At 67.7% G+C, this 26,154-nt stretch carries 25 protein-coding genes; 13 read left to right on the top strand and 12 right to left on the bottom strand.

Annotation, left to right across the window (positions count from 1 at the left end; translation table 11 throughout):
- Nucleotides 1–5: 5 nt before the first annotated feature.
- Nucleotides 6–1,109, top strand: coding sequence for a DNA polymerase III subunit beta (gene dnaN, locus PGN16_RS11700; protein WP_335309590.1), 1,104 nt, complete (start codon nt 6–8; stop codon nt 1,107–1,109).
- 121 nt (nt 1,110–1,230) lie between these two features.
- Here the strand turns inward: dnaN and PGN16_RS11695 are convergent, their stop codons facing one another.
- The gene (locus PGN16_RS11695) at nt 1,231–2,004 is read right to left on the bottom strand and encodes an SDR family oxidoreductase (protein WP_335309589.1); all 774 of its coding nucleotides are present in this window, start codon (nt 2,002–2,004) and stop codon (nt 1,231–1,233) included.
- Between the two features lie 58 nt (nt 2,005–2,062).
- Between PGN16_RS11695 and PGN16_RS11690 the strand changes: the two genes are divergently transcribed.
- On the top strand, nt 2,063–2,830 hold the full coding sequence (locus tag PGN16_RS11690; protein ID WP_335309588.1) for an ATP-binding cassette domain-containing protein: 768 nt from the start codon (nt 2,063–2,065) through the stop codon (nt 2,828–2,830).
- Nucleotides 2,827–4,341: an ABC transporter permease/substrate-binding protein gene (locus tag PGN16_RS11685; RefSeq protein ID WP_335309587.1), complete on the top strand. Its 1,515-nt coding sequence runs from the start codon at nt 2,827–2,829 to the stop codon at nt 4,339–4,341. Before PGN16_RS11690 ends, PGN16_RS11685 begins: the two co-directional genes overlap by 4 nt.
- An 83-nt stretch (nt 4,342–4,424) precedes the next feature.
- Here the strand turns inward: PGN16_RS11685 and PGN16_RS11680 are convergent, their stop codons facing one another.
- From PGN16_RS11680 to PGN16_RS11665, 4 genes are all read right to left on the bottom strand, one after another.
- Complete coding sequence (locus PGN16_RS11680) at nt 4,425–7,199, bottom strand: TonB-dependent receptor (RefSeq protein ID WP_335309586.1); 2,775 nt, start codon at nt 7,197–7,199, stop codon at nt 4,425–4,427.
- A gap of 200 nt (nt 7,200–7,399) precedes the next feature.
- Nucleotides 7,400–9,661, bottom strand: a complete 2,262-nt coding sequence (locus PGN16_RS11675; protein ID WP_335309585.1) for an FdhF/YdeP family oxidoreductase — start codon at nt 9,659–9,661, stop codon at nt 7,400–7,402.
- Nucleotides 9,662–9,668: 7 nt separating this feature from the next.
- Nucleotides 9,669–10,445, bottom strand: a complete 777-nt coding sequence (fdhD, locus tag PGN16_RS11670) for a formate dehydrogenase accessory sulfurtransferase FdhD (protein ID WP_335309584.1) — start codon at nt 10,443–10,445, stop codon at nt 9,669–9,671.
- Nucleotides 10,442–10,573 carry a hypothetical protein gene (locus PGN16_RS11665; RefSeq protein WP_335309583.1) on the bottom strand — a complete coding sequence of 44 codons (132 nt, stop codon included), beginning with the start codon at nt 10,571–10,573 and terminating at the stop codon, nt 10,442–10,444. Before PGN16_RS11665 ends, fdhD begins: the two co-directional genes overlap by 4 nt.
- Nucleotides 10,574–10,578: 5 nt before the next feature.
- On the opposite strand from PGN16_RS11665, the gene PGN16_RS11660 reads away from it, so the two are divergent.
- Nucleotides 10,579–10,752, top strand: a complete 174-nt coding sequence (locus tag PGN16_RS11660; protein ID WP_335309582.1) for a hypothetical protein — start codon at nt 10,579–10,581, stop codon at nt 10,750–10,752.
- Here PGN16_RS11660 and PGN16_RS11655 read toward each other — a convergent pair.
- The 3 genes from PGN16_RS11655 to PGN16_RS11645 form a co-directional block, all read right to left on the bottom strand.
- Nucleotides 10,737–11,327: an urea carboxylase-associated family protein gene (locus PGN16_RS11655; RefSeq protein WP_335309581.1), complete on the bottom strand. Its 591-nt coding sequence runs from the start codon at nt 11,325–11,327 to the stop codon at nt 10,737–10,739. The two genes, PGN16_RS11660 and PGN16_RS11655, sit on opposite strands and share 16 nt — an antisense overlap.
- Nucleotides 11,324–12,046, bottom strand: coding sequence for a guanitoxin biosynthesis heme-dependent pre-guanitoxin N-hydroxylase GntA (gene gntA / locus PGN16_RS11650; RefSeq protein WP_335309580.1), 723 nt, complete (start codon nt 12,044–12,046; stop codon nt 11,324–11,326). The genes PGN16_RS11655 and gntA overlap by 4 nt, the downstream gene beginning before the upstream one ends.
- 75 nt (nt 12,047–12,121) lie before the next feature.
- A complete protein-coding gene (locus PGN16_RS11645; RefSeq protein ID WP_028967278.1) occupies nt 12,122–12,424 on the bottom strand; it encodes a 4a-hydroxytetrahydrobiopterin dehydratase in 303 nt (100 codons plus the stop codon).
- Nucleotides 12,425–12,471: 47 nt separating this feature from the next.
- Between PGN16_RS11645 and PGN16_RS11640 the strand changes: the two genes are divergently transcribed.
- The 3 genes from PGN16_RS11640 to PGN16_RS11630 are packed head-to-tail and all read left to right on the top strand — an operon-like array spanning nt 12,472 to nt 14,086.
- Entirely contained in the window at nt 12,472–12,882 is a 411-nt protein-coding gene (locus PGN16_RS11640; RefSeq protein ID WP_335309579.1) for a metallopeptidase family protein, read from the top strand.
- Nucleotides 12,879–13,454 (top strand): heme ABC exporter ATP-binding protein CcmA, encoded by a 576-nt coding sequence (gene ccmA, locus PGN16_RS11635; RefSeq protein WP_335309578.1) that lies wholly within the window; start codon nt 12,879–12,881, stop codon nt 13,452–13,454. Before PGN16_RS11640 ends, ccmA begins: the two co-directional genes overlap by 4 nt.
- Nucleotides 13,451–14,086 carry a heme exporter protein CcmB gene (locus tag PGN16_RS11630; protein WP_335309577.1) on the top strand — a complete coding sequence of 212 codons (636 nt, stop codon included), beginning with the start codon at nt 13,451–13,453 and terminating at the stop codon, nt 14,084–14,086. Before ccmA ends, PGN16_RS11630 begins: the two co-directional genes overlap by 4 nt.
- 251 nt (nt 14,087–14,337) lie before the next feature.
- Here the strand turns inward: PGN16_RS11630 and PGN16_RS11625 are convergent, their stop codons facing one another.
- A complete protein-coding gene (locus PGN16_RS11625; protein ID WP_335309576.1) occupies nt 14,338–15,219 on the bottom strand; it encodes a class I SAM-dependent methyltransferase in 882 nt (293 codons plus the stop codon).
- The gene (thrC, locus tag PGN16_RS11620; RefSeq protein ID WP_335309575.1) at nt 15,219–16,616 is read right to left on the bottom strand and encodes a threonine synthase; all 1,398 of its coding nucleotides are present in this window, start codon (nt 16,614–16,616) and stop codon (nt 15,219–15,221) included. Before thrC ends, PGN16_RS11625 begins: the two co-directional genes overlap by 1 nt.
- Nucleotides 16,617–16,698: 82 nt before the next feature.
- Here thrC and PGN16_RS11615 point away from each other — a divergent pair, with 82 nt between their 5' ends.
- Nucleotides 16,699–17,928, top strand: coding sequence for a cyclopropane-fatty-acyl-phospholipid synthase family protein (locus PGN16_RS11615; RefSeq protein WP_335309574.1), 1,230 nt, complete (start codon nt 16,699–16,701; stop codon nt 17,926–17,928).
- 54 nt (nt 17,929–17,982) lie between these two features.
- Here PGN16_RS11615 and PGN16_RS11610 read toward each other — a convergent pair whose 3' ends face one another.
- Nucleotides 17,983–18,417 (bottom strand): EF-hand domain-containing protein, encoded by a 435-nt coding sequence (locus PGN16_RS11610; protein WP_335309573.1) that lies wholly within the window; start codon nt 18,415–18,417, stop codon nt 17,983–17,985.
- A gap of 119 nt (nt 18,418–18,536) precedes the next feature.
- Between PGN16_RS11610 and PGN16_RS11605 the strand changes: the two genes are divergently transcribed.
- The 5 genes from PGN16_RS11605 to PGN16_RS11585 all read left to right on the top strand — a co-directional run bounded on the left by PGN16_RS11605 (nt 18,537) and on the right by PGN16_RS11585 (nt 23,662).
- Nucleotides 18,537–19,754: an argininosuccinate synthase gene (locus tag PGN16_RS11605; RefSeq protein WP_335309572.1), complete on the top strand. Its 1,218-nt coding sequence runs from the start codon at nt 18,537–18,539 to the stop codon at nt 19,752–19,754.
- Between the two features lie 132 nt (nt 19,755–19,886).
- Nucleotides 19,887–21,005 (top strand): hypothetical protein, encoded by a 1,119-nt coding sequence (locus tag PGN16_RS11600; RefSeq protein WP_335309571.1) that lies wholly within the window; start codon nt 19,887–19,889, stop codon nt 21,003–21,005.
- The gene (locus PGN16_RS11595; RefSeq protein WP_335309570.1) at nt 21,002–21,403 is read left to right on the top strand and encodes a hypothetical protein; all 402 of its coding nucleotides are present in this window, start codon (nt 21,002–21,004) and stop codon (nt 21,401–21,403) included. Before PGN16_RS11600 ends, PGN16_RS11595 begins: the two co-directional genes overlap by 4 nt.
- 103 nt (nt 21,404–21,506) lie before the next feature.
- Nucleotides 21,507–21,839, top strand: a complete 333-nt coding sequence (locus PGN16_RS11590; RefSeq protein ID WP_335309569.1) for a hypothetical protein — start codon at nt 21,507–21,509, stop codon at nt 21,837–21,839.
- Nucleotides 21,840–22,162: 323 nt separating this feature from the next.
- Nucleotides 22,163–23,662 (top strand): OprO/OprP family phosphate-selective porin, encoded by a 1,500-nt coding sequence (locus tag PGN16_RS11585; protein ID WP_335309568.1) that lies wholly within the window; start codon nt 22,163–22,165, stop codon nt 23,660–23,662.
- 28 nt (nt 23,663–23,690) lie between these two features.
- On the opposite strand, the gene PGN16_RS11580 is transcribed toward PGN16_RS11585, so the two are convergent.
- Complete coding sequence (locus PGN16_RS11580; protein ID WP_335309567.1) at nt 23,691–26,069, bottom strand: hypothetical protein; 2,379 nt, start codon at nt 26,067–26,069, stop codon at nt 23,691–23,693.
- Nucleotides 26,070–26,154: the final 85 nt, after the last annotated feature.

Raw genomic sequence — 26,154 nt, 5'->3', positions numbered from 1 at the left:
TGACGATGAAGGCGACGATCGAACGCGCGACGCTGCTGAAGGGGCTGAGCCACGTCCAGTCGGTGGTGGAGCGGCGCAACACCATCCCGATCCTGTCGAACGTGCTGCTGGAGGCGACCGCCGAGGGGCAGTTGCGGTTGATGGCGACCGACCTCGATTTGCAGATCAACGAGAGCGTCGCGGCTGCGGTCGACCAGCCCGGCGCGACCACCGTCTCCGCGCATACGTTGTTCGACATCGCGCGCAAGCTGCCTGAGGGCGCACAGGTGTCGCTGACCGCCGCCGAGGGGCGGATGACGATCGTGGCGGGGCGCGCGCGCTTCTCGCTCGGTACGCTGCCGCGCGATGACTTCCCGGTGATTGCCGAGGGTGAGCTGCCGACCCAGTTCGAGCTGCCCGCCGAGACGCTCAAGCAGATCATCGACAAGACGCGCTTCGCGATCTCGACCGAAGAGACGCGTTACTATCTCAACGGCATCTTCCTGCATGTCGCGGAGGGTGTGCTGAAGGCCGCGGCGACCGATGGCCACCGCCTCGCGCGCGTCACGGTCGACCAGCCCGAAGGCGCGGCCGGGATGCCGGACGTGATCGTGCCGCGGAAGTGCATCGCCGAGCTGCGCAAGCTGCTCGACGAGGTCGATGGCTCGGTTGGCGTGTCGCTGTCGGGCACCAAGATCCGCTTCGATCTGGGGCAGGCGATCCTGACCTCGAAGCTGATCGACGGCACCTTCCCCGATTACAGCCGCGTGATCCCGACCGGCAACGACAAGATCCTGAAGCTCGATCCGAAGAGCTTCATGCAGGGCGTCGATCGCGTCTCGACGATCGCAACCGAAAAGACCCGTGCGGTGAAGATGGCGCTGGATCGCGACAAGATCACACTGTCGGTCACCAGCCCCGAAAACGGCACCGCGGCCGAGGAAGTGCCGGGCGAATATGCGGCGGCACCGTTCGAGATCGGCTTCAACAGCCGGTATTTGATGGACATTCTCGGGCAGATCGGGACCGATCTGGTCGAGGTCCACCTCGCCGACGCCGCCGCGCCGACGCTGATCCGCGAGAATGACAAGAGCCCGGCGCTGTACGTGCTGATGCCGATGCGCGTCTGATTTTTGCACCCGTCATCCCGGGCTTGACCCGGGAGCCCGCTTCTTCTCACTCGGTCGTGGGAAAGAAGCGGGGCCCCGGATCAAGCCCGGGGCGACGGAGGAAGGGAATGGCGGCAGTGGCTTACCGACCGCGCATCATCGCGCGCAGCCGGCCGGGCATCCAGCGTGCCGCGAACGCCATCCGCTCTGCGGTCTTGCCGACCACCGTATGCACGCGGTCGCCATGCACCGCGGCCCATGCCTTTTCGGCGACGGTCTCGACCGGCGTGAACTCCATCTTGCGGCGCACGACCAGATCGCGGGCGGTGTATTTGGTGCCGGGGATCGGGGCGGACAGCAGGTTGGTGTCGATGAAGCTCGGCATCAGCGACCGCACCCGGATGCCCTCCGGCGCCCATTCGCCGTCGAGCGCCTCGGTCAGTCCGCGCACCGCGAACTTGGTCGCCGAATAGATCGCGAGGCCCGCCGAGCCGTAGATCGCCGAGGCCGAGGCGGTGTTGAGCAGGCACGCGCCCGGCGTCGCCTTCAGATACGGATAGGCCATACGCGCGCCATAGGTCATGCCGCGGAAGTTGACGTCGATCACGCGGTCGATCGCGTCGAGGCCGATTTCGGCGAACGGCCCGCCCGCCGCGATCCCGGCGTTGTTGAACAGCACGTCGAGCCGCCCGTCGCTGACCCGCGCGAAATCGGCGAGCACTTCCTCCCATTCCGACGGGTCGCGCACGTCCATGACATGCGTGCTGGTGCGATCGGCGGGGAGCAGCGCGGCGGTGTCGCGCAGGCCTTGCGCGTCGATGTCCGCGAGCCCGATGCGCCAGCCGCGCGCGCTGAACAATTGCGCCACCGCGCGCCCGATGCCCGAGCCGCCGCCGGTGACCAGCATCGCCTTCATTCCGCTCTCCCGCCTTAATGCTTGTTACCTGCGCACGCTTCCCGCATCACCGACGACGATGCCAGCACTTTCGTCCGGACCGGCGGTCGCCTTCGAGCAGGTCGGCAAGCGCTACGGCGATGCCGCGGCGATCGACGGCGTGTCGCTGACGATCGCGGCGGGGACGTTCGTTGCGCTGGTCGGGGCGTCGGGGTCGGGGAAATCGACCTTGCTCAAGACCGTCAACCGGCTGGTGACGCCGGACAACGGCCGCGTGTTGCTCGACGATCGCGACGTCGCCGACGCGCCGGCGCCGGCGCTGCGGCGGCGGATCGGCTATGTGTTTCAGGATGTCGGGCTGTTCCCGCATCTGAGCGTCGCGGAGAATATCGCGCTGCCGCTGCGGCTGGCGGGCACGCCCGATGTCACGCGCGCCATGGCGATGCTCGACCTCGTCGAGCTGCCGCGCGACGTCGCCACGCGGATGCCGGCCGAGTTGTCCGGGGGGCAGCGCCAACGTGTCGGGGTGGCGCGCGCGCTGGTGACGCGGCCGGGGCTGCTGCTGATGGACGAGCCGTTCGGCGCGCTCGATCCGGTGACGCGCGAGTCGCTGGCGGGCGCGGTGCGGCGGCTTCACGACGAACTGGCGCTGACCACGATCATGGTGACGCACGACATGGCCGAGGCGCTGCTGCTCGCGACGCGCGTGATCGTCATGGCGCGCGGGCAGGTGGTCGCGGACGAGCCGCCCGCCGCCTTGCTCGCCGGGGCGGGCGGCGCGGCGGCGCAGGCGCTGGTGGCGGTGCCGCGCGAACAGGCGGCGCGGCTGGCGGCGCTGTCGACATGAGCGACGCCTTCGCCCGCGTGCCGGCGCTCGCCGCGCAGCATCTGCTGCTCGCGATGGCGGCGCTCGCGCTGGCGCTCCTGATCGGCGTGCCGGTCGCGATCCGCGCCGCGCGGGCGCCGCGGCTGGCGGGGGTGGTGCTGGGGTTCGCGAGTCTGGTGCAGACGATCCCGAGCCTTGCGTTGCTCGCGCTTTTCTATCCGGCGTTGCTGTGGATCGGACATGGCGTGCCGGCGCTTGGGTTCCTGCCCGCGCTGCTCGCGTTAACGCTGTATGCGCTGCTGCCGATCGTGCGGAACATCGTCACCGGATTACAAGGCCTTGATCCGGCGGTGCTGGAGGCGGCGGACGGGATCGGGATGACGCGCGCGCAGAAGCTGCGGCTGGTCGAGCTGCCGCTGGTGCTGCCGATCGCGATGGCGGGGGTGCGGACCGCGGCGGTGTGGACGATCGGGGCGGCGACGTTGTCGACCACCGTCGGGCAACCGAGTCTCGGCGACCTGATCTTTGCGGGGCTGCAGACGCAGGCGTGGACGCTGGTGATCGCGGGGTGCGTCGGTGCGGCGGGGCTGGCGCTAGGGGTCGACCTGCTGCTCGGGGTCGCGGAGCGGGCGGCCGGCGCGCGGCGTTGGCGACGTGCCGGGGCGGCTTTGGTGCTGCTCGTGGTGGCCACGGTGGCGGCTGCGACGCCGTTGTGGCGCTCCGGTGGCGAGCGGCGGGTCGTCGTGGGGGCGAAGAATTTCTCCGAGCAGTACATTCTGGCGCGGTTGATCGGCGATCGGCTCACGAAGGCGGGCTATCAGGTCAGCTATCGTGACGGCTTGGGCTCGGCGGTGGCGTTCGCGGCGGTCGCGGGGGGCGAGATCGATGTCTATGTCGACTATGCGGGGACGCTGTGGACCGCCGAAATGCACCGTACGGACACGCCTGCGCGCGCGAAACAGCTGCGCGGGATCGCGGAATGGACGCAGAAGTCGCGCGGCGTGACTCTGCTGGGGTCGCTCGGGTTCGAGAATGCCTATGCGTTCGCGATGCGCGGGGACGATGCGCAGCGGCGCGGGGTCGCGACGCTCGACGATCTGGTACGGGTCGCGCCGCGGCTGCGGTTCGGGGCCGATCTGGAGTTCCTCGACCGGCCGGAATGGGCGGCGATCCGGCGGGCGTATCCGCTGCGCTTCGCCAGCGCGACGCCTTATGCGCCGACCTTCATGTACCGGGCGTTGGAGAGCGGGCGCGCCGACGTCATCAGCGCCTTCTCGTCGGACGGGCGCATCGCGGCGGATCGGCTGACGGTGCTTGGCGATCCGCGCCATGCGATCCCCGGCTATGACGCGATCGTGCTGGTCGCGCCCGGGCATAGGGAGGATGCGCGGTTCCTCAATGCGCTGCGGCCGTTGATCGGGCGCATCCCGGTCGCGGCGATGCGCGAGGCGAATTACCGGGTCGACCGGGATCGTGACAAGCAGACGCCGGAGGCGGCGGCGCGGTGGCTGGCGGGGCGGATCGGGTTGTGAGGGACACCGCGGCGTCGGATTTGGGGGCGGCCGACCGTAATACTCTACAGACATGGGCCCCTGCCTGCGCAGGGGCGACGGTCCTAGAAGAACAGCTTGCGGAACGAGACGCGGATCGTGCGGCCGACTGGGTCGAGGTAATCGGGCTGGAAGCCGATCGGCACCGTGCCGTTCTGGTCGCGGACGTCGCGGCGGGTGTTGAAGAGATTGTCGAACTGGACGCTGACGCGCGCGCCGCGCATCCACGGGTGCGCGCGCACCCAGTCGATGTTGCCGCCGAGATCGGCGAACAGCCGCAGGTTGGCGGTGGCGAGCCCACCGAATTCGAGCGTCTCCGGCGTGGCGGCGGTGCCGCCGTTGACGCGCGTGCCGCTCTGGTAATTGACCGACAGCCGCGCGCCGAGCCCGTTGTTGGTATAGCCGGCCTGCCCCTCCAGCTCATGCCGCGCCTGTCCGCCCGCCGCGCCGATCGCATCGCCGTTGAGCAGGTCGAGCACGCGTCCGCCGTCGGCGATCGTCACCCGCTCGGTGAGGTGCCAGGTGTGATAGAGCGCGAATTGGACGCGACCGCCGGCCTGACCACCGCCACCGCCGCTTCGGCCGCGGAAGCCGCCGCCACCACCGCCGGGCGGGCCGCCCGGGGCGCCGCCGCCCGCGTCGGGGCGGCCGCCGTTCATCGCGCTGCCGTCCGGCCGGGTGCGATCCTGCGGCGGGCGGTCGGGGCGGCGTTCACCGCCGGGCGGGCGCAGCCCTTCGAAGGGATTGGGGCCGGTGCCGGCGCGGAACGCCTCGATCTTCTTCTGCAGCTCGGACTTGATGCGGAATGACAGGTTGACGCCGTAGCGCAGCTGCGACGTCTCGCTGCGCGCGAAATTGATCGGGCGCGAGTCGATCCGCAGCAGGTTGCCGCCGGCGTCGCGGGTGAAGCGGTCGGGAAAGGCTGCCTCGATCGCGGCGGTCGCGCTGGGGAAGGCGGCGATCGGATCGTCGGTGGTCTGCCGCGTGTAGTCGGCGCGGAAGTTGATCTGCTGATTGCTCCACGGCTTGATGTCGAGCCCGGCCTTCAGCGCGTGGCGATTGTCGGCGATCAGGTTCGGGTTGCCGCCGGTGACGGTGGTGACGGTGGCGGTGGTGCCGCGCACATAGTCGAAGACGCGCACGCCCGGCGTCGTCACGGTCGGGTTGCCGAGCTGTTGCGCGGAGGGCGCCTCGTCCTGATCCGTGACCGAGACGAGCAGCCGGATGCCGTCGATCGGCATCCAGTTCGCGCCATAGCCGAGCGTCCACAAGGTCCCGAAGTCGGAAAGCTGGTCGACCGCGAGATTGCCGTTGATCGACAGCCGCCCGAGCGCGCTGAGCACGCCCTGCGCCTTGTTGGCGATCGGCAAGTCGAGGTTGATCTGCGCATTGGCGACGTCGCGTCCGATGTCGGCGGCGCTCGCCACGCCGCGCCGGAACGAGTCGCTGGTGAAGTCGCTCGTCGAGGCACCGACGCGGATGCTGGTGTTGGCGTAACCGGCGGGGAGCAGGAACAACGGCCCGGCGACCAATGCGTCGAGCCCGGCGCTGGTCGCGACCGAGCGGCCGCGATCGGCCGGAAGCGCGCCCAGCGATAGCGGCGCATAGGGGTTGGCGAGCGGATCGAAGGCGTCGATGCTGGCCTGCAAGGCACTGGCATCGAGTCCGGTGGTCGTCACCGTGTTGCTCTCGTCTCGGTCGACGTTGCCGGTCAGCGACCAGCGCCATTGCCCGCGATCACCGTTGAGCGTGCCGCCGAGGTGCAGGTTGGTGGTCTCGGCGCGCTGCGTCAGCGCGGGGACGTCGTCGAACGCGCGGGTCACGCGCACCGGCACCGCGAACGGCGAGTACGGGCTGCCGACTGGCAGGTCGAGGTCGACCTCGGCCAGCCCGCGCAGCGCGCGCGTGACATTATGGTCGACGGTCGCGTTCAGCGACGCCGAGACGTTGCCGAAGATCGTCGTCGCATAGGTGCCGTTGGCGCTGAACGTGCGCTGCTGCGGCAGGAGCGTGCGATAGGCGGCCTGATCGGTGACGTTGCGGGTGGTGGTAAAATCGCCGAGCAGCGGCGCCTGTGTCGCGGCGCGCGCGGGGATGCCGAGCGTCGTGGCGTTGCCGAACAGCGGGTCGATCGCGCCGCGGTTGAGCGACGAGACGTTGCCGCCGACCGCCGCGGCGTTGGGCGCCTGGATGATGTCGCGCTCGGACTCGGTCAGCGCGCCGGGCCGGCTGTATTCGAGGTGCAGGTTGACGCGCTTGTCGTTGCGGATGCGGAGCAGATCGAGTTCGCCGCCCGGCGTGTTGCGTCCGCCCTCGGTCGCGAACCGGTCCTCGACCTCGGCGGTGACCGCCTTGAAGCGGCGGCGCAGCACGAAGTTCACGACGCGCTGATCGGCGCGATAGCCGTATTTGAGCGCGACCTCCTCGGGCAGGATGTCGACGCGCTGGATTGCCTCGGTCGGCAAGTCGCGGATTTCCTGAAAGCCCGAGATGCGCCGCCCGTTGAGCAGCACCACCGGCGCGCCGCCCGCGCCGCGCCCGGAGCGGGTCTGCGGCGACAGTTCGTTGAGCAATTCGGTGACCGAGCTGACGCCGTAGCTGCGGATGTCGGCGGGGGACAATTGCTCCTCGGGCGTGACGTCGCCGATCACCGCGCCGCGTTGCGCGCGGGAACCGGTGACGACGATGTCCTCGCTGCCTTCCTCTTCGTTTTCGGTGTCGGCGGGGGGCGTCGTCGGGGCCTGCACACCGGCCTGCGCGGGCGGCGGCGGCGCGGCGGCCTGTTGGGCGTAGGCCGGGAGCGACGCGGTGGAGGCCAGCAGAAGGAACGAGAGACGCATGTGTTACCCCAGCCGCGCGTGACGTTCGGCGGCATTCGTGGCGCTATCGGTGATTTGTCGCATAATTATGCCGGGTGATTGGCGGTGCTCCCTCTCCCCTCCGGGGAGAGGGCTGGGGTGAGGGGTTGGGGTCTCACCGAGACTGGCCTCTCTGCGAGGCACCTGCCCCTCACCCAACCCTCTCCCCAAGGGGGAGAGGGCTATATGACGATCCGCACCGGCACCGACTTCGCCGCCGGAACGTGGCTTTCCTCGGCGTGGTGTGACAGCGGGATCAGCGGGTTGCACTCCGGATAGTACGCCGCGATGCAGCCGTCCGGCACGTCATATTCGACGACGATCAGGTCACCCACGCGGCGATCGTGGTTGTCCTCCGCATCCGTCGCCAGCGTCACCTTCTGCCCGGCGGTGAGGCCGGCGCGCGCGATGTCGGCGCGGTTCATCAGCACCACCTGCCGCGTGCCGTTGATGCCGCGGAAGCGGTCCGAATAGCCGTAGATCGTGGTGTTGAACTGGTCGTTCGAACGCAGCGTCAGCAGGCGGAAGCGGCCGTCCGCCTCGGTGAAGCCGGTGGCGTTGAGCACGTCGGGGACGAGGAACTCGGCCTTGCCGCTCTCGGTATCCCATTCGCGCCCGGCGGCCTTGTTGCCCTTCCAGAAGCCGCCCTTCTCCTGCAACCGCTCGTTGAAGCGCGCGAAGAAGTGCGGGAAGACCGCGGCGATCTCGTCGCGGATCAGGCTGTAGTCGCCGACCCATTTGTCCCAGTCGATCGCGGGATTGGGGGGCAGGAACGATTGCGCGATCCCGGCGACGATCGCGGGTTCGGACAGCAGATGCGGGCTGGCCGGCTCGACCTTGCCGAGCGACGGGTGGATGACGCTGGTCGAATCCTCGACGGTCACGCGCTGCGGGCCGGTCGCCTGCAGGTCGCGCTCGATCCGGCCGAGGCACGGCAGCAGCCAGGTGTCGCCTGCGGCGGGGATCAGGTGGCTGCGGTTGAGCTTGGTCGCGATCTGCACCGACAGGTCCATCCGCGCCCAGCCGTCCTCGACCAGTTCGGTTTCGGGCACCGCGCGCGCGAAATTGCCGCCGAGCGAGAGGAACGCCTTGACCGTGCCGTCGATGATCCCGCGGCACGCCTCGACCGTATCGAGCCCCTTTTCGGTCGGGGGCGAGAAGCCGTAGCGTTCCTTCAGCTTCTCGACGGGCGCGAGTTCGGTCTTCTCGGTGATGCCGACGGTGCGCTGCCCCTGGACGTTGCTGTGGCCGCGCACCGGGCACAGGCCCGCGCCCGGCTTGCCGATGTTGCCGCGCATCAGCATCAGGTTGACGAGCATCCGGACGTTGTCGACGCCCTTCACATGCTGCGTCAGCCCCATGCCGTAGATCGCCATCGCGGACTTGGCGCGGCCGTAAGCGGCGGCGGCGCGCTCGATCGCAGCGCGGGTCAGGCCCGACTCGCGCTCGATCTCGTCCCACGCGGTTGCCTGCACCTTGGCGGCGAAGGGCGCGAAATCGTGGGTGTGTTCGGCGATGAAGTCATGGTCGATCGCGTCGTGGGCGAGCAGCCATTTGGCGATGCCCATCATCACCGCGATGTCGCCGCCGGCCTTCACCTGATGATATTGGGTGGCGATCGGCGTCTCCCTGCCGGTCGCCATCTCGATCGGGTTCTGCGGATCGGTGAAGCGCTCCAGCCCGCGTTCCTTGAGCGGGTTGAAGACGATGATGTCCGCGTCGCGCTTGTGGACGTCGCGCAGTTGGTGGAGCATCCGCGGGCTGTTGGTCGCGACGTTCTGGCCGAAGTGCAGGATGCAGTCGGTGGTGTCGAAATCCTCCAGCTTGGTCGTGCCGACCGGCACGCCGATCGAGGTCTTGAGCCCGACCGAGGTCGATTCGTGGCACATGTTCGAACTGTCGGGCAGGTTCTGGCTGCCGTAGAGCCGCGCCATCAACTGCCACATGAACGAGGTTTCGAGGCTGGCGCGGCCGGAGGCGTAGAAGACCACCGACTTGGGCGGCAGCACCTTGAGCCGCGCACCGATTGCCTTGAACGCTTCCTCCCATGGCGCGACGACATATTTGTCGCTGGCCGGATCATATTTCATCGGATGGGTCAGCCGCCCGGCCTCTTCCAGCCGATAGTCGCTCCAGCCGCGCAACTCGGTCAGCGTGTGCTGGCGGAAGAAGTCCGGGGTGACGCGCTGGCTGGTGATCTCCCACGCGGTCGCCTTCGCGCCGTTCTCGCAGAATTCGGCGGGGTGCGGGGGATAGGGCTTCGACCAGGCGCAGCTGACGCAGGCGAAGCCGTCGTGCTTGTTCTGGCGCAGCAGCTCGGCGGAGGTCTGCGCGATGTTCTTCTCACGCGGGATGATGTCGGCCAGCGAGCGGACCGACCCCCAGCCGCCCGAGGGACCATCATAAGGAGTGAAATCGGGGCGATCGTCGTGCTGCTCGGTCATGTGCGCCTCAACGCACGGGATCGGAGAAAAGCACCGCATCGTCGCGCGCCAGCGACACGAGCGTCAGCCCGGCGGCGGCGGCGCGGTCGAGCGCGAGGCTGGTCGCCGCCGATACCGTCACCAGCATCGGGCACGCCGCCAGCGCGGCTTTCTCGACCAGCTCGTAGGAGCAGCGCGACGACAGCAGGGCAAAGCCGCCGTCCCAGCCGATTTGCTGCCGCGCCATCGCGCCGATCAGCTTGTCGAACGCATTGTGCCGGCCGACGTCCTCGCGTGCGATGCGGATCGTGCCGTCCGGCGCACACAGCATGGCGGCGTGCGCGGCACCGGTGGCGCGGTTGAGCGGCTGGTGCGCGCGCATCGCGGTGAGCGCGGCGAAGATCGCCGCCGGCTCGACATCGGCGGCGGGCACGACCGGCAGCGCGCGGTGGACCGCGTCGAGATTGTCCATGCCGCACAGCCCGCACGAACTATCGCTGGTCCGTCGCCGCACCCGCTCCAGCACCGCGACGGCGCGCGCGGAAGGCACCGTCAGCCGGACGATCGTGCCTTGCGGCGTATGATGGCAGTCCAGCGACTCGATCTCGCCGGCTGTCGTGACGATCCGCTCGGCGAGCGCGAAGCCGGTCGCGAAGTCGGCGACGTCCTGCGGAGTCGCCATCATCACGGCATAGCCGATGCCGTTCACCTCGATCGCGATCGGCGACTCCGCGATCACCGCGCGCGCATGGGGCGTGCGCTGCGAGTCGGGCGTGACGCGGTCAAAGGGATGCGTGATCGTCATTCACCCACATCATCGGCTTTGTACGATTCCGCCAGCGCCGACTTGATCGAGATGAAGGCCATGCCGCCTGCCCGGGCGCACAATCGGCGCAGTTGAGCGCGTACCGTCATCCCTCGGGTCAGGAGCATCGGTCATGTCTGCCACCAGCGATATCGCCTATTTCCATCGACGCGTCGTCGAAGAACGGCAGCGTGCACGCGCCGCGTGCGAGGAGGCGATCCGCCGCCTCCACCTCGATCTCGCCGCGCGTTATGCCGAGCGCGCGGCCGAGGCCGAGCAACGCGAGCTGCGCTATTCGACGCAATAATGGATCGGCTTGAAGCTGCCCCCGTTCGATGCGGGGGCGGAGCAGGCGGTCAGGCCGATCACCAGATCCATCGCCGCGCGCAGCACGATCCGGTCGCCGGCCTTGCTGACCGGCGGCAACACCTCCAGCCGACCGGTCGAGCCGTCGACCGGCACGTTCATGAAGCAGTTGAACGCGACCGGAATCATGTCCTCGGTGATGCCCCATGGCGCCAGCGCTTCGGCGAGATTGCCGAAGCAGCCGCGGTGTCGGGGCAGATCGGGATAGAAATGGTCGAAGGTCGCGTAGGAGCACGGCGTCAGCAGGAAGTCGTGCCGGCCGACCGTGTCCTCGACGATCTCCAGCAGCACGTTCGAGCGATTCGAGTAGAGCCTGTGCCCGGTCGTCAGCCGGATCGTCTCGGCATAATCGAGCGTCCGTCCCGACGACAGCACCTCGCGCACATCGGCGGCATTGTAGGCGAGCAGATCGGCAACCTGCACGCCGCGCGGATCGATGACGGTCAACGTCTGCCCGGCCGCCAGCGTGAACCCCGCACCGCTGCGGGGCGCGATCTCATGGACGACGCCGGTCATGGGTGCGTCTCGCCCGCATCCTTGCCGGCATAATGAAACGGGCAGCGCCACGCCTCGTCGACGACGCGCCCGCTATATTGCCGCGCCTCGCTCGCCTCCCCATGACGCGCGAGCATCGGGTTGCGCGAGCCGGCGATCGCCTCGTCGCGGACCATGATCGCCTCGCGCATCGTTTCGTAGCGGCCATCGGCGCGCAGCGTCTCGAACTGGTCGTGGAGGTTGAAGACCAGCGTCGGGCGCGCGAAGCGGCGCGCGGGGCGCGATGCGTGTGGGTGGAGCCCGACGACGAAGAACGCCTCGCCGCCGAAGCTCAGCGAGAAATGCGAATCGGCCGGATCGTGGCTGACGCGCGTATCGTATTGCTGACCGCGCCAGACGTCCTTGTCGGACAGCGACTGGATGCGCTGCCACAGCGCTTTCTCGAACGCGGGTTCGTCCAGATCGTCCGGGCCGTCGAACACCACCGCGAAGCTGCGGAACAGCGTCGGATCCTCGCGATAGGCGGCGGCGAACTTCACCAGCCCGTCGTGGATGCGCAGATCGTCCCACGCGCTGTCGATACTGGTGCACGCCAGCACGTTCAGCGTGCCGCGCGCCATCGCCGCCTTGGCGCCGACGCACGGGAAGGCGCGGTCGGCGATATGGTCGTGCAGGAGGGATTCCAGTTCCGCCTGCGCATGATGCGTCCAGCGGAACATCGGTGTGTCGGGTGCCGGCATAGGGCAACGTAGACGGACAAACGCCGCCTTGCGTTCCGATGAATCATATTGATGACGATCAGTGTCGGATCGGCTTCATCCACCGAGGATCGCGTCGATCGCGGTCGCCAGTTCGATGTCGCGCCCGGAAAGTCCGCCGGCATCATGCGTGGTCAGCAGGATTTCCACCCGGTTCCAGACGTTGCTCCATTCGGGATGATGATCGGCGCGCTCGGCGAGCAGCGCGACTTGCGTCATGAACCCGAATGCTTCGGCGAAGTCGGTGAACACGATCGAACGCGTGATCGCATCGCGCCCCTCGTCGTAATCCCAATCGGGCAGCGCATCGAGCGCATCGACCCGTTCGGCCTCGCTCAGCGGCTCGATCGTTTCCGCCATGTCCGTCTCCCTTCCGCAATGGTCGGGCGAGCGGTATGGCGGGGGACATGGACCGGCAAGAGGCAATGGGCGAAGCGCCGTCCGCGGCGGCGATCGAGACACAGGCGCGGCGCGCGATCGCGCGGCTGCCGGCCGAATTCCGAGCGCATCTGGGCGACGTGGTGCTGCTGGTCGAGGAAGAGGCGGACGCGGAAACGCTCGCCGCCTTGGGGCTGGAGCATCCGCTCGACCTCACCGGCCTGTACCATGGGCAGCCGATCGGTCAGAAAAGCGCGTTCGACAGCGGGGCGTTGCCCGATCGCATCCATCTGTACCGACAGGCGATCCTCGCCGAATGGTGCGAGACGGGGGTGCGGCTCGACGATCTGGTCGCGCATGTCACGATCCACGAAATCGGGCACCATTTCGGCCTGTCCGATGACGACATGCACGCGCTGGAAGCGGCGGTGGCGGATTGAGCCTGCTGGTCGCGCGCGCGCTGACCGTCGCGCGCGGCGGACGCGTGTTGGTGGACGAACTGGACATCGACGTCGCACGCGGCGGGGCGTTGCTGGTGACCGGCGCGAACGGCGCGGGCAAGTCGAGCCTGCTTCGGGTATTTGCCGGATTGCTCGCCCCCGCCGCGGGCATCGTCACGCGCGACGGGAGCGTCGCCTGGATGGGGGAGGCCGCCGCGCTCGATACCGAGCGGCGGCTGGTCGACGCGCTCGGGTTCTGGGCGGCGCTCGATGGGCGCGCCTCGGCCGGGGTGCGCGTCGCCGCGGCGCTGGCGGCCGTGGACCTCGGCGACCTAGCCGACGTGCCGGTGCGGATGCTGTCGACCGGTCAGCGCCGTCGCGCTGCGCTGGCGCGGGTGGTGGCGAGCGGCGCGGATCTGTGGTTGCTCGACGAACCCGCTAGCGGGCTGGACGTGGCGGCGGTGATGCGGCTGGAGGGGTTGATCGAGGGGCATCGCGGCGGCGGCGGCGCGGTGGTGGTCACCACGCATCAGCCGTTGGCCTTGCCCGATGCCGTGGCGGTGGCGCTATGATGGGCCTGTTCTGGCGCGACGTGCGGCGTGGCTATGCCGGTGGCGGCGCGACGTTGGTGATCGCGTTCTTCCTGTTGGTGGCGGTGTTGTTTCCGTTCGCGATCGGGCCCGATGCGGCGTTGCTGGCGCGGGTCGGCGGCGGGGTGATCTGGGCGGCGGCGTTGCTGGCCGCGCTGTTGCCGGTCGAGCGGCTGGTGCAGCCCGATCTGGAGGCGGGGGTGCTCGACCAGTTGATGGTGCGCGGCGTGTCGCCGACGATGGTCGCGGCGGTGAAGATCGCGGCGCATTGGTGCGCGTTCGCGCCGCCGCTGATGCTGGCGGCGGTGATCGCGGCGGGCCTGCTCGATTTGTCGGGGGAGCGGTTGTTGCTGGTGGAGGCGGGGCTGCTGCTTGGCACGCCGGGGCTGGCCGCGTTGGCGGTCGCGACCGGCGCGCTGGTCGCGGGGCTGCGCGGGGCAGGGGCGGTCGCGGGGCTGGTGATGCTGCCGCTGGCGGTGCCGCTGCTGATCTTCGGCGCGGGCGCGATCGAGGGCGGGGCGAGCGGGTTGAAGCTGCTGGCGGCGGTCAGTCTGGTGCTGGTGGCGGGCGCGCCGGTCGTCGCGGGCGCGGCGATGCGGGCAGGGGTGGAGTAGGTTCGCGCGGAGGCGCGGAGGTTTCGGTCGGGCTCTGGAATAATTGGTTCGCGCAGAGCACGCAGAGGGCGCAGAGGGGTAGCGCCGCAGGCAGGCTCTCGCTTCCCTCAATAGGGATGGTTGTTGCTGCCGCGGACCGTCACCGCGGGCACCGTCTCTCCGCGTCCTCGGCGTGCTCTGCGCGAACCAAGAAGTTGGCGGGCGTGACGTCCCGCCGAACGAAACACCTCCGCGTCTCCGCGTGAACAATTCTACCGCGACCAGCGCGCCCAGATCGCGGTCGGCAGCGCCAGCCCGCGCGCTTCCTCGCGTACCGCGAGTTCGCCCGCCTCGACCGTTCCCGGCAGGTCCGCGAACGCCTGTCGCAGCATCTCGCCGATCGCCAGCGCCGACATCCGCACCGCATAGACGGTCAGGAACAGATAGCGCGACTCGGCATCGAGCAAGCGCCGGCAATCGGCGATGAGCCCCGGCAGATGTTCTTCCAGCCGCCACACCTCGCCATCCGGCCCGCGCCCGTATTTGGGCGGGTCGAGCAGGATGCCGTCATAGCGCCGCCCGCGCCGCACCTCGCGCGCGACGAACTTGGCGGCGTCGTCGATGATCCAGCGCACCGGCGCGTCGGCGAGCCCGGAGAGCGCCGCATTGCCGCGCGCCGCCTCGACCGACTTCTTCGAGGCGTCGACATGCACCATCTTCGCGCCGACCGCCGACAGCGCCAGCGTGCCGGCCCCGGTATAGCCGAACAGGTTGAGGCACTCCGGCTCCGTCATGCCGGCGATCCGTCCGCGCATCCACGACCAGACCGGCGCCATGTCGGGGAAGAAGCCGAGATGGCGGAACGGCGTGGTCTGCGCAGTGAACTTCACCCGCGCGTCGCCCTCGCTCCACGCCAGCGGCCAGCCGTCGCGCGGGACGGGCTCGGCGAAATGCCATTGCCCGCCGCCATCCTCGTCGCTGCCGGGCACGAACTCGCCCTGCGCGCGCCAGTCGGGCTTGGCGGGCGCCCAGAGCGCCTGCGGTTCGGGGCGGATGAAGCGGAAGCGGCCGTAGCGTTCGAGCTTGCGGCCGTGGCCCGAGTCGACCAGCCCGTAGTCGGCCCACGGCTCGCCGATGAGAGTCGACAGCTCCATCAGCCGCGCGGCACCGCGTGCTGCGCCACATAGCCGCTCACCGCCTCATAGGTGGCGTCGAGCGTCACGAACCGTTCCTCGCGCTCGAACAGGTCGCCGACGCGCGGCGGCAGCGGCGGGCGGACCCCGGTGGCGCGCTCCACCGCGTCGCCGAACTTCGCGGGATGCGCGGTCGCCAGCGTCACCATCGGCACGCCCTCGGCGGCGTGGCGGTGCGCGGCGGCCAACGCGATCGCGGTGTGCGGGTCGACGATCTGCCCGGCGCGCTCGTGCGCGTGGCGCATCGCCAGCGCCATCTCGTCGGTGTCGACGCGCTCGCCGACGAACAGCGGCGCGGCGCCTTGCGTCTGCGCATTGGTCAGGCGGATGCTGCGCGCATCCTCGAAGCTGCGCATCTGGTCGGCCAGCGCCGCGCCGTCGCGCCCGCCGAGGTCGAACAGCAGCCGCTCGAAATTGCTCGACACCTGGATGTCCATCGACGGCGTCGGGGTCGGGACGACCGTGCGGCTCGAATAATCGCCGTTCGCCAGTGCGCGCGCGAGGATGTCGTTGACGTTGGTCGCCACGACCAGCTTCGCGACCGGCAGCCCCATCTTCGCCGCGACATAGCCCGCGAAGACGTCGCCGAAATTGCCGGTCGGGACGCTGAACGCCACCGGCTTCGCGGGCGCGCCGAGCCGGACCGCGGCGTAGAAATAATAGACGACCTGCGCCATCAACCGCGCCCAGTTGATCGAATTGACCGCCGACAGCCGGAAGCGGCCGGCGAACGACGTGTCGTTGAACATCGCCTTCACCAGCGCCTGCGCGGTGTCGAAGTCGCCGCGGATCGCGATGTTATGCACGTTGGGGGCGCCGACGGTGGTCATCTGGCGGCGCTGCACCTCGCTCACCCGGCCTTCGGGGTGGAGCATGAAGATGTCGACGCCGCTGCGCCCCGCCACCGCGTCGATCGCCGCCGAGCCGGTGTCGCCGCTGGTCGCGCCGACGATCGTCAGATGCTGGTCGGTGCCCTTCAGGAACCGCTCGAACAGATGCCCCAGCAATTGCAGCGCGACGTCCTTGAACGCCAGCGTCGGGCCGTGGAACAGCTCCAGCAGCCATTGATCGTGATCGAGCTGCACCAGCGGGGTCACCGCATCATGGCTGAACGCGCGATAGGCCGCGTCGCACAGCCCGCGCAGTTCCTCGCGGGTCAGCGTGCCCTCGACGAACGGCGCCATCACCGCCACGGCGGTGTCGACATAGGACAGGCCCTTCAGCCCGCCGATCTCGTCGGGCGACAGGGTCGGCCAGATTTCAGGCACGTACAGCCCGCCATCGGAGGCGAGGCCGGCGAGCGTGACGCCCGCGAAGTCGAGCGCGGGCGCGTTCCCGCGGGTGCTGACGTAGCGCATGGGCGCTGCCTAGAAGGCGAGGCAACCCTGCGCAATGCCTCGCCGGTTGCGCATCGCCCAAGGCTGGGTTTAGCAGGTGCTTATGGCATTGATCGACGTTTTCCTCCGCCGCGCCATCCAGCGCGGCCGCCTCACCCTCACCAAGCCCGACGGATCGGTCGCGACCTTCGGGCAGGACGATCCCGCGCTGAAGCCGGTGTCGTTCCGCATCACCGACACCAAGGTCTATCGCGAGATCGCCGCCGACCCCGCGTTGGGCGTCGCCGAGGCGTTCATGGACGGGCGGCTGATCGTCGAGGAGGGCGATATCCTCGACCTGCTGATGCTGGCCACCAGCAACAGCCGCTGGGAGAATGGCAGCAACAAGCTCGCCGCCAGCCCGCTCAGGCGGCTCGGCGGGCAGATCCGCCATCGTTTCCTGACCGCAAACAAGGCGCTCCAGTCGAAGCGCAACGTCGCGCACCATTACGACCTGTCCGACCGGCTCTACGACCTCTTCCTCGACGTCGATAAGCAGTACAGCTGCGCCTATTACACCGATCCGGCCAACCCGCTGGAACAGGCGCAGGCCGACAAGAAGGCGCATATCGTCGCCAAGCTCGCCATCCGGCCGGGGATGCGCGTGCTCGACATCGGCTGCGGCTGGGGCGGGATGGCGCTGTATATCCACGCGAAGACTGGCGCCGAGGTGCTGGGGATCACGCTGTCGGAAGAGCAGCTGAAGGTCGCGAAGCGCCGTGCGGAGGAGGCCGGGGTCGCCGACAAGGTGCGCTTCGAGCTGATCGACTATCGCGCGCTGGAGGGGCCGTTCGACCGGATCGTGTCGGTCGGCATGTTCGAGCATGTCGGGCTGCGCAACTTCCGCACCTATCTCAACAAGTGCCGCGATCTGCTGACCCCGGACGGCGTGATGCTGCTCCACACGATCGGGCGCGGCGACGGGCCGAATTTTACCGACAAGTTCACCGACAAGTACATCTTCCCCGGCGGCTACATCCCGGCGCTGTCGGAGGTGCTGAAGGCGAACGAATATATCCGCTGGTTCGTCACCGACATCGAGGTGCTGCGGATGCATTATGCGATGACGCTGCGCGACTGGTACCAGCGGACGGTGGCGGCGCACGACCAGATCGTCGCGCTGTACGACGAACGCTTCCACCGAATGTGGACCTATTATCTGGCCGGCGCGATCGTGTCGTTCACCAACGGGCCGCTGGTCAATTACCAGATCCAGTTCAGCCGCGACCGCCTCGCGCTGCCGCTGACGCGCGATTACATGTTCGAGGAAGAGCGGCGCTTGCGGGGGATCTAGCGGCGGACAAGAAGAAGCGGGGCCCCGGATCAAGTCCGGGGCGACGACAATTTCCTACCGCTTCGGCGCCGCCTTGCCCTGCGCCGCGCCCTTGGCAGCCGCTCTTGCGCGGGCGGCTTCGGTGCCGTCGACCTTGCCGTCGCCGTTCTTGTCATAGGCGTTGAACACCGCGCCCATCAGCGCATTCGACTCGGCCTTGCTGACCTTGCCGTCCTTGTTGGTGTCGGCGCGCGCGAGGAACAGCGCCGCGACGCGTTTCGCATGGGTGGCGTCGAGCGTCTTGCCCGGGCCGACCTTCATCTTCCCCATCCGCGCCTCGATCTCGGCGGGCGAGAGGAAGCCGTCCTTGTTCGTGTCGGACGCGGCAAATTCCCGATCGAGCTTGGCGGTGGCGGAGGCGCGCGTTTCCTGACCCAGCGCGGTGACGGTCAGCGCCGGCAGCGACAGCAGGGCGACGAGCGCGGCGGCGAGGGTGAGATGATGCTTCATACCGCCCCGCCTGCCGCGGGCCGCTTTTACCCGCGCTGAACGGCGCGGCGCGGGTCGGCAAGACGGTTGCCCTTGCGCGCGCGAGCGCGTAGCGGCCCGCGCAAGAAGGAGCCTTGCCCATGACCGATCAGATCAAGCGTGTCGTTCTCGCCTATTCCGGGGGGCTGGATACCAGCGTGATCCTGAAATGGCTCCAGACCGAATATGGCTGCGAGGTCGTCACCTTCACCGCCGATCTCGGACAGGGCGAGGAGCTGGAGCCGGCGCGCGCCAAGGCCGAGCTGATGGGGATCAAGCCCGAGCACATCTTCATCGACGACCTGCGCGAGGAGTTCGTCAAGGATTACGTCTTCCCGATGATGCGCGCCAATGCCCTCTACGAGGGGCTGTACCTGCTGGGCACCTCGATCGCGCGGCCGCTGATCGCCAAGCGCCAGATCGAGATCGCCAAGCTGGTGAATGCCGATGCGGTCAGCCACGGCGCGACCGGCAAGGGCAACGATCAGGTCCGCTTCGAGCTGGGCTATTATGCGCTCAACCCGGATATCAAGGTGATCGCGCCGTGGCGCGAGTGGGACCTGACCAGCCGCACCCGGCTGATCGAGTTCGCCGAATCGCACCAGATCCCGGTCAGCAAGGACAAGCGCGGCGAGGCGCCGTTCTCGACCGACGCGAACCTGCTGCACACCTCCTCGGAGGGCAAGGTGCTGGAGGATCCGTGGGACGAGGTGCCCGATTACGTCTTCTCGCGCACCGTCAATCCGGAGGACGCCCCCGACCAGCCGGAGACGATCACGATCGATTTCGAACGTGGCGACGGCGTCGCGGTCAATGGCGAGGCGCTCAGCCCGGCGTCGCTGCTGGCCAAGCTCAACGAGCTGGGACGCAAGCACGGCATCGGCCGGCTCGATCTGGTCGAGAACCGCTTCGTCGGGATGAAGAGCCGCGGCATGTACGAGACGCCGGGCGGGACGATCTATGCGCTGGCGCACCGCGCGATCGAGCAGCTGACGCTCGACCGCGGCGCCGCGCACCTGAAGGACGAACTCGCGCCGCGTTATGCCGAGCTGGTCTATAACGGCTTCTGGTTCTCGCCCGAGCGCGAGATGCTGCAGGCGGCGGTCGACCATTCGCAGGAGAAGGTGGCGGGGACCGTCCGGCTTAAGCTCTACAAGGGCGCGGCCCATGTGACCGGGCGCAAGTCGCCGAATTCGTTGTACTCGGAAAAGGTCGTGACGTTCGAGGACGATCAGGGCGCGTACGACCAGCGCGACGCGGCGGGCTTCATCAAGCTCAACGCGCTGCGGCTGCGCTTGCTGGGGCGGCGCGACCGGTAAGGCGCTTGAATCTGCCGACTATATTGTTTCTTTATTATTCGAGCCGGCTCTTCGACGCGAAGAGTCGGCCTTTTTATTGACTTCGCGCGCTATGTTCTTTATATGTTCTCAAGAAAACGTGGGGGGCGAAGCATGAACAATCTCGTCACTAGCATCGATCAACGGCGCAACTTTTCAGTGTGGCTTCGAACGGGGCGACGCCCGACGCGAACCGCTGACGGTATCGAGCTGAAGTTCAATCCGTATCACGATCCACGAAATGGCCAGTTCACCTGGGGCCCGGGCGGGGTCGCGTCCTCGGAGCGGAGCGCGTCAGCGCGTCGACGTGCGGCATTGGCGTCGCGGCAACTCTCACAGGACGAGTGGCGGAACGCTTCGTTCGACCAATCGGCGGAGGCTAAAGATCAGGCAGCGATTATCGATGCGGTCTATCATCCGGGTCGCGACGACGGAGCTCTGCAGCAAACACAATTCGAACCCTCGCGAGAACCGCTTCGTAGCAATAGCCGCGCTTTTGAAGATCCGATGACGCTCGAGCAGACCTTTCCCGGTCTGCGCGATGCACCCGGAGGCGCCGTCATCTCGCTGCTGGATAATGTGTTTGGTTTTACGGCGCCTGCGAATGAATGGATGTCCGCGATGACGAAAGATCGAAGCAAGCTGCTTATAGATCAGATCAGCTCCATCGATCCAAAGTGGAGTTTCCAGTCACTTGGCCTCCCAGCAACGTGGGACGGAATGCGCAATCAGATAAATGACCTACGCCTTCAGCGCGCGGCCGCATTCGTGAGGATCAAGGGTGATCTGCAACCAATGCAGGTCGAAACCACGCGGGTCATTCAAGATCTAACGGATCGTGCTTACAGCAGAGCGCTAAGCGCGTATGAAAGCGGAAAATTAAGGGGGCGGTTGTCGAAGGAAGAGGCTATTGGCACATACATTGATAATGAGGTTCGTACGAATTTAAGGAGCATGTACAAGCGCTTTGATTTGAAAGCGGTTAGCGATCAAGTTAGGGTCAATAGACGTGAATATGACACCTCCAAGCCAGAGAGGTCGTACCGGCGGCCTGACGCAAGGATTGGGGACGTTGCCTTTGATGTAACGTTATCCCGAAAAGATTTAAAAAGCCCTCAAATAAGGGGATTTTTCAATGCAGATTTTAAGCCCAACTACGTGGTCATAATTAGGCCACGCCAAATTGGAGCGGAAAGCAGTTATCTTATCACTAGACCGAGGTCGGGAAAATGAAAGAATATACGAGAAATTACTATAACAATCCTGATTTATATATTCCTGAAACGCTGAGCGAGCTAAACGATTTCGTCGTTCCTATGCAAGGAAATGCCCCCAGTTTCAAAGATGATACCGGGTATTTCCCTTGGCGGAATATCGACACGGAATTTCACGTACTCGTCGAGGGCTTCGGAAAGGTTCGCGATAAGATCGGCGAAGATCGTTACGCTGCAGCGATCGATATAGCCGCGCGGGCTAAAGAGTTGTTTCTGCAAGATCCCGATGAGACTAACGGCAAGACGCGGCAAGGTATCTCTCTCATTCACGAGCTTATTGATATCATAGATGCGTCACGGGCGCGACGAGTGGCGGCAAAGCTCAAGGATGACGAGGGGGGCGTGACGGGGGACTGATCGTTATAGTCGCGCGGATTGGCGCCCCACTGGCATCATCAGTAAGCGAAGGCAGGAAGGTAACGGGCTATAAGCCGTACATCCCCGAAAATTAAGCGAACTCATGGATCAGGTCGTGCCCATGATGGGAGATGCGCCTAAATTGAAAGATGACACCGGATATTTTCCCAAGCAAAGTATCGATTCCGAATTTTACGCGCTCGTCGAGGGCTTTGGCATGGTCCGCGACAAGATCGGGGAAGATCGGTACGCCAAGGCAATCGACATCGCGGCGCGCATGAAAGCGATCTTTCTCGAAGCCGAGGACGAGAATGACCTCAAGACGATGCAGGGCATTTATCTGATCCACGAACTCACGGGCCTCATCGATGAGGTGCGGGCACAGCGTGTCGCGTCGAAGCTGAAGGACGACGAGGGGCGTGTGACTGGGGACTGACTGCATAACATGCCGGCGTGCCAGAAGACGCCCAGCGGCGCGTTGCACGTCCTCTCACCGACGTGTCGAAAAGGCTTCTCCTGCACCGCCGCGCATCGTCAACAATGCCGCATTGTTGCCGGCAGTTTTCGCTTAGTCACTAATTAACTTGGCTTTCTTATACCGAGCGCTCCCGAAATTCGGTGGGGCCTTGGGGGGGCGCCGGTCAGGATCGGTTGTTGCAAGGACGGGCAGGGCGTTTGTGATCGCCTTCCCGGATCGATGCCGCGCGCCGGTCGACACCGCGACGTCATGCCGGTGCTTCACCCCAACAGGCTTGGTCTATGAAACGTCTTCTCTGCGCGGGCGCCTCTGTTTCTGCCCTGCTGCTTGCTACCCCGGCGCTCGCCAAGAACACGCAAGGCGATCAGGCCGAAATCCTCGCGCTGCTCCGCGCCCAGGCCAGCGAGATCGCGGCGTTGCGCGCGCGGCTGGAAGCGGTCGAGAACAAGACGCCCGCCGCCGCGCCGGTGACGGCCGCCGCTACGCCGACGACCGCGCCGCAACGGGTCGCATCGGCCTCCTCGACGGTCGGCAACGATAGCGAGACGGTGTCGTTCGCGCCGCAGATCATCCCGCCGAGCCCTGCCGAGCAGACGGTGGCGCAGGCGCGCGCCGCGGCGATGAACCCGTCGGGTGTCACTACCGAATGGCGCGGTGGCCTGCCGATCTTCCATTCGGCGGACGGCAAGTACACGTTCAAGATGCGCGGCCGCATCATCAACCACGTCAGCTCGACGTTCGGATCGAAGTATGACGCGCGCAACATCACGACCACCGGCGCGCGCGCGCTGCGCATCGGCATCGAGGGCGCGATCGGTACGCACTTCTTCTACCAGTTCGAGAACGACTTCGCCGACAACGTCTCCGACGTCGGCACGATGTTCGTCGGCTGGCGCAACGACGTCGGCCAGATCTCCTACGACGTCCGCTTCGGCAACATGTTCAACGACCGCAGCTTCGAAGGGTCGAGCGGGTCGGATGCGCCGCCGTTCCTGGAGCGCAACGTCGTCGCGACCTCGATCATCCCGCAGCGCGGCTTCTACGGGATCGCATTGATGCCGCGCATCTTCTGGAAAAGCGGGCACGCGTCGATCACGCTGAGCGGCGACAACGTCGACGCCAGCCAGGCGGTGTCGGACAGCCGCACGGTGCTGGCGCGCGCGCACTGGAATCCGCTGAAGACCGATCGTTCGATCGTCCACCTCGGCCTGTGGGGCTTCGACGAGAAGCTGGCGAACGGGCCGGGGACGCTGACCCGCAACACCGTGATCGGCGGGCGCTTCAACAGCCTGTTGCGCGTGTCGACCGGCACGCTGACCGGCGGCACCGGCACCACCGGCTATGGCGCGGAAGTCGGCGGCTATGCCGGCCCGCTGTGGGTGATGGGCGAGGCCGGCGAGCGTCATGCGCGCCTCAGCGGCGGGCGTGACGATCTGGTCACCAAGGCGTGGAGCCTGTCGGGTGGCTGGTTCCTGACCGGTGACCTGCCGCCGTACAATCCGCGGCTCGGCACCTTCGCGCAGCCGCGCGTGCTGCGCCCGGTGTTCGACGGCGGGCCGGGCGCGATCGAGCTGCTCACCCGCTACGAGAACCTCGACTTCTCGGGCGTGCCGACCGCGGGCAAGGGCTCGGCGGTGACGGCCGGGGTAAACTGGTATCTCGACAGCATCATCCGGATGCAGTTCAACCTGATCCACTGGAACACCGAGAACCGCGCCGGCGCCTTCACCGGCAAGGACAGCGGCGAAACCGTCAGCGGCGGGATCGGGGTGACGTTCTAAGGACCCATCGCGGAAGGGGTGGCGGGTGCTACTCCTTCCGCTCCGGCGCGATCGCGATCTTCACCAGATCGTCGGGTGCGTCGTGCAGTTTGAGGTACAGCGCGTCCCCGGCGGGGCGGGGCACCTGCAGCGACGTGCCGACGAAGCCGACCGGCACCGGCTGCGCGGTCGCGCCATCCGGGGTGCCGGCGATGCCCGCGATCAGGAACAGGTCGTCGCCGTCGATCGTGCACGCCTTGTCGGTGCACGTCACCTTCGTCAGCACGGGCAAGCGGACGACGCGCGCCAGCGGCTGCCACTCGCCGAGCGTCTCGCCCTGCACCAGCCGCATCTTGAGCGCGCCGACCGCCGCCGCGCCGAGCGCCTGTCGCGGCGCGAACGTGCTCACCGCCACATCGCCACCCAGCGATTGCAGCTTGCCCGACGCGACGGTCAGCCTGGTCGTCGCATCGTCGTCGGCGGTCGCGACCTCGATCGCATCGTCATTGGTCAGCCGCGTGCCGACCGCCCGCACCGAGAAGGTCAGCGTCGCCTCGGGTGCGAGCAGCCCGGCGGGCAGCGTCAGCGGCACCTTCGCCGCGGCGGCGGGGGCGTCGACATGGGCACCGACCAGCTCCAGCCGCGGGCGCGGCGGAGTGATCGTCGCGCGCACCGTCGTGGTGCGGCCGTCCCTGAGCGTCACCTTCGCATCGCTCGCGCCCTGCGCCAGCGTTTCGGTATTCGCCTCGGTGGTCAGCGCCAGCCGGTCGCCGCCGCCGGGATCGCGGGTCAGCGCGCCCGCGACGAAGGTCACGCCCGCCACCTCCAGCTTCGCGACCTGATCGAGCCGCGCGCCGATCAGCCGGCCTTCCTTGTCGCCGGTATAGAGGGTGAAGCCTTCCAGCCGGCTCGCTTCGGTCTGGCCCTTGAGCGTCAGTTGCGCGGGTTGCGCCGCGCCATATTGCGCGACCAGCAGCGTCAACTCGCCGGGTCGGGTGCGGGCGAGCGGCAGTGTCGCCGTGATCTCGTCCGGGGCGCTCGCCTTCCACTCGACGGGACGGGTCGCGCCGGCGCGGTCGCGCAGCGCGACCTGCTCGACGCATGACGACGCGCCGCCCTGTAGCGTCAGCGGCGCGTCGCGGCCGACCACCACCGCATCGTCGGGCTTGGGCTGCCACGCGGTCGGCGCGCCGTTTTGCACCGCGAAGCGTGGGCCGGTGAAATTGTCGAAGCCCCAGCGTCCGACCAGCGCCGCCTCGCTGATCCCGGACTGGCCGACCTTCTGCGCATCGGCGACGACCAGCCCGCCACGCTCGGCATCGGCGGTCACTGGCAGCTCGATGCTGCGTCCGTCCTGCAATCCCAGCTTCAGCCGCAGGTCGCGCGCATAATCGGTCGCGAACAACAGCGGGGCATCGTCGAGCCGCAGCACCAGCCCCGGTTGCGCGAGGCATAGCGAGTCCTTGGCGGCGGCGCGTAGCGGTGGCGGCGCACTGCTGCCGATCGGGGGCAGCGGGGCGACCAGCACGGTCTGCGGGTTCTGGAACGATGGCGGGTTGTTGAGCTGCAAGCGCAGCCGCTCGCCCGATCCGACCGCCAGCGCGGGGGCATATTGATAGCTGGCGCTGCGGAACACCCCGAACAGCCGCGCGAAGTCACGCGCCAGCGAGATATAGGGGCTGTAGATTCCCGCGCCGCCCTCCTTGGTGGCGGCAAGGCTATAGGCGAATTGCGTCGTCGTGCCGCCCAGCACCTCGGCGAGCGTCGTCCCGCCGCCGGTCTGGAGAACCATGCCGTCGCGGTTCTGCGTCAGGCACGACGCCTGAAGCGAACGCGCGCGCGTCAGACAATCGGCGTTGAGCTTGATCGCCAGCGTGCCGGCGAGCGCGGTCGACACCGGCACCAGCCGTTCGGGCGCGGTTTCCTCGACGCGCGCGACGCCGTTGACGAAGGTCTCCAGTCGCGCGCGATCGAGCGACGCCTGGAACAGATCCTGCGCGGCACGGACGAACACGCCGGGCCGCCCGCGCACGGCCTTGACCAGTGCATTATAGCCGCCGCCGGTTTCCGGGGCCATGAACGCGATCGCCTGCTGCGCGCCCTCGGGCACGGTGATCGACAGGCCGGACTTCTTCGGGTTCTTGTCCCACGTCTCGGCCTTGAAGAACCAGTCTTTGGGCGGCGGGTTGGTCGCGCCGCGCAGGAAGGCGACGACCAGCACGTAGCGCGCCGACTGATCGGCGGGCAGGTCGGCGCGCACCTCCAGCTTGTCGCCGACGCGGATGCCGGGCACCTGCCCGGCGGGCAGCGTCACGTCGCCACGCGTGACCCGCATCGTCAGCGCCGGGCCGGCCAGATCGAAGGTGGTGCTCTGCGCCGTCGCCGGGGCGGGCAGCGTCAGCGAGACCGCGGCCGCCAGGGCCAGCACGGGAGGAAGAAAAGCGCGCATCCGGCGGGCTATAGAACAGGAGCGCAGGGCTGTGCCACCATCCGGCGTTAACCCCGCTTCAACC

Origin of the sequence: Sphingomonas phyllosphaerae, from assembly GCF_036946485.1 — a bacterium.
In the GTDB taxonomy this organism is placed as follows: Bacteria; Pseudomonadota; Alphaproteobacteria; order Sphingomonadales; family Sphingomonadaceae; genus Sphingomonas; species Sphingomonas phyllosphaerae_E.
The sequence above is the reverse complement of the archived record's forward strand: the minus strand, read 5'-3'. Positions and strand labels throughout refer to the sequence as shown.

Bases quoted from the DNA above. Each gene is read 5' to 3' on its own strand.
- dnaN (WP_335309590.1), top strand. From the start codon at position 6: ATGAAGGCGACGATCGAACGCGCGACGCTGCTGAAGGGGCTGAGCCAC.
- PGN16_RS11695 (WP_335309589.1), bottom strand. From the start codon at position 2,004: ATGAAGGCGATGCTGGTCACCGGCGGCGGCTCGGGCATCGGGCGCGCG.
- PGN16_RS11690 (WP_335309588.1), top strand. From the start codon at position 2,063: ATGCCAGCACTTTCGTCCGGACCGGCGGTCGCCTTCGAGCAGGTCGGC.
- PGN16_RS11685 (WP_335309587.1), top strand. From the start codon at position 2,827: ATGAGCGACGCCTTCGCCCGCGTGCCGGCGCTCGCCGCGCAGCATCTG.
- PGN16_RS11680 (WP_335309586.1), bottom strand. From the start codon at position 7,199: ATGCGTCTCTCGTTCCTTCTGCTGGCCTCCACCGCGTCGCTCCCGGCC.
- PGN16_RS11675 (WP_335309585.1), bottom strand. From the start codon at position 9,661: ATGACCGAGCAGCACGACGATCGCCCCGATTTCACTCCTTATGATGGT.
- fdhD (WP_335309584.1), bottom strand. From the start codon at position 10,445: ATGACGATCACGCATCCCTTTGACCGCGTCACGCCCGACTCGCAGCGC.
- PGN16_RS11665 (WP_335309583.1), bottom strand. From the start codon at position 10,573: ATGCTCCTGACCCGAGGGATGACGGTACGCGCTCAACTGCGCCGATTG.
- PGN16_RS11660 (WP_335309582.1), top strand. From the start codon at position 10,579: ATGTCTGCCACCAGCGATATCGCCTATTTCCATCGACGCGTCGTCGAA.
- PGN16_RS11655 (WP_335309581.1), bottom strand. From the start codon at position 11,327: ATGACCGGCGTCGTCCATGAGATCGCGCCCCGCAGCGGTGCGGGGTTC.
- gntA (WP_335309580.1), bottom strand. From the start codon at position 12,046: ATGCCGGCACCCGACACACCGATGTTCCGCTGGACGCATCATGCGCAG.
- PGN16_RS11645 (WP_028967278.1), bottom strand. From the start codon at position 12,424: ATGGCGGAAACGATCGAGCCGCTGAGCGAGGCCGAACGGGTCGATGCG.
- PGN16_RS11640 (WP_335309579.1), top strand. From the start codon at position 12,472: ATGGACCGGCAAGAGGCAATGGGCGAAGCGCCGTCCGCGGCGGCGATC.
- PGN16_RS11630 (WP_335309577.1), top strand. From the start codon at position 13,451: ATGATGGGCCTGTTCTGGCGCGACGTGCGGCGTGGCTATGCCGGTGGC.
- PGN16_RS11625 (WP_335309576.1), bottom strand. From the start codon at position 15,219: ATGGAGCTGTCGACTCTCATCGGCGAGCCGTGGGCCGACTACGGGCTG.
- thrC (WP_335309575.1), bottom strand. From the start codon at position 16,616: ATGCGCTACGTCAGCACCCGCGGGAACGCGCCCGCGCTCGACTTCGCG.
- PGN16_RS11615 (WP_335309574.1), top strand. From the start codon at position 16,699: ATGGCATTGATCGACGTTTTCCTCCGCCGCGCCATCCAGCGCGGCCGC.
- PGN16_RS11610 (WP_335309573.1), bottom strand. From the start codon at position 18,417: ATGAAGCATCATCTCACCCTCGCCGCCGCGCTCGTCGCCCTGCTGTCG.
- PGN16_RS11605 (WP_335309572.1), top strand. From the start codon at position 18,537: ATGACCGATCAGATCAAGCGTGTCGTTCTCGCCTATTCCGGGGGGCTG.
- PGN16_RS11600 (WP_335309571.1), top strand. From the start codon at position 19,887: ATGAACAATCTCGTCACTAGCATCGATCAACGGCGCAACTTTTCAGTG.
- PGN16_RS11595 (WP_335309570.1), top strand. From the start codon at position 21,002: ATGAAAGAATATACGAGAAATTACTATAACAATCCTGATTTATATATT.
- PGN16_RS11590 (WP_335309569.1), top strand. From the start codon at position 21,507: ATGGATCAGGTCGTGCCCATGATGGGAGATGCGCCTAAATTGAAAGAT.
- PGN16_RS11585 (WP_335309568.1), top strand. From the start codon at position 22,163: ATGAAACGTCTTCTCTGCGCGGGCGCCTCTGTTTCTGCCCTGCTGCTT.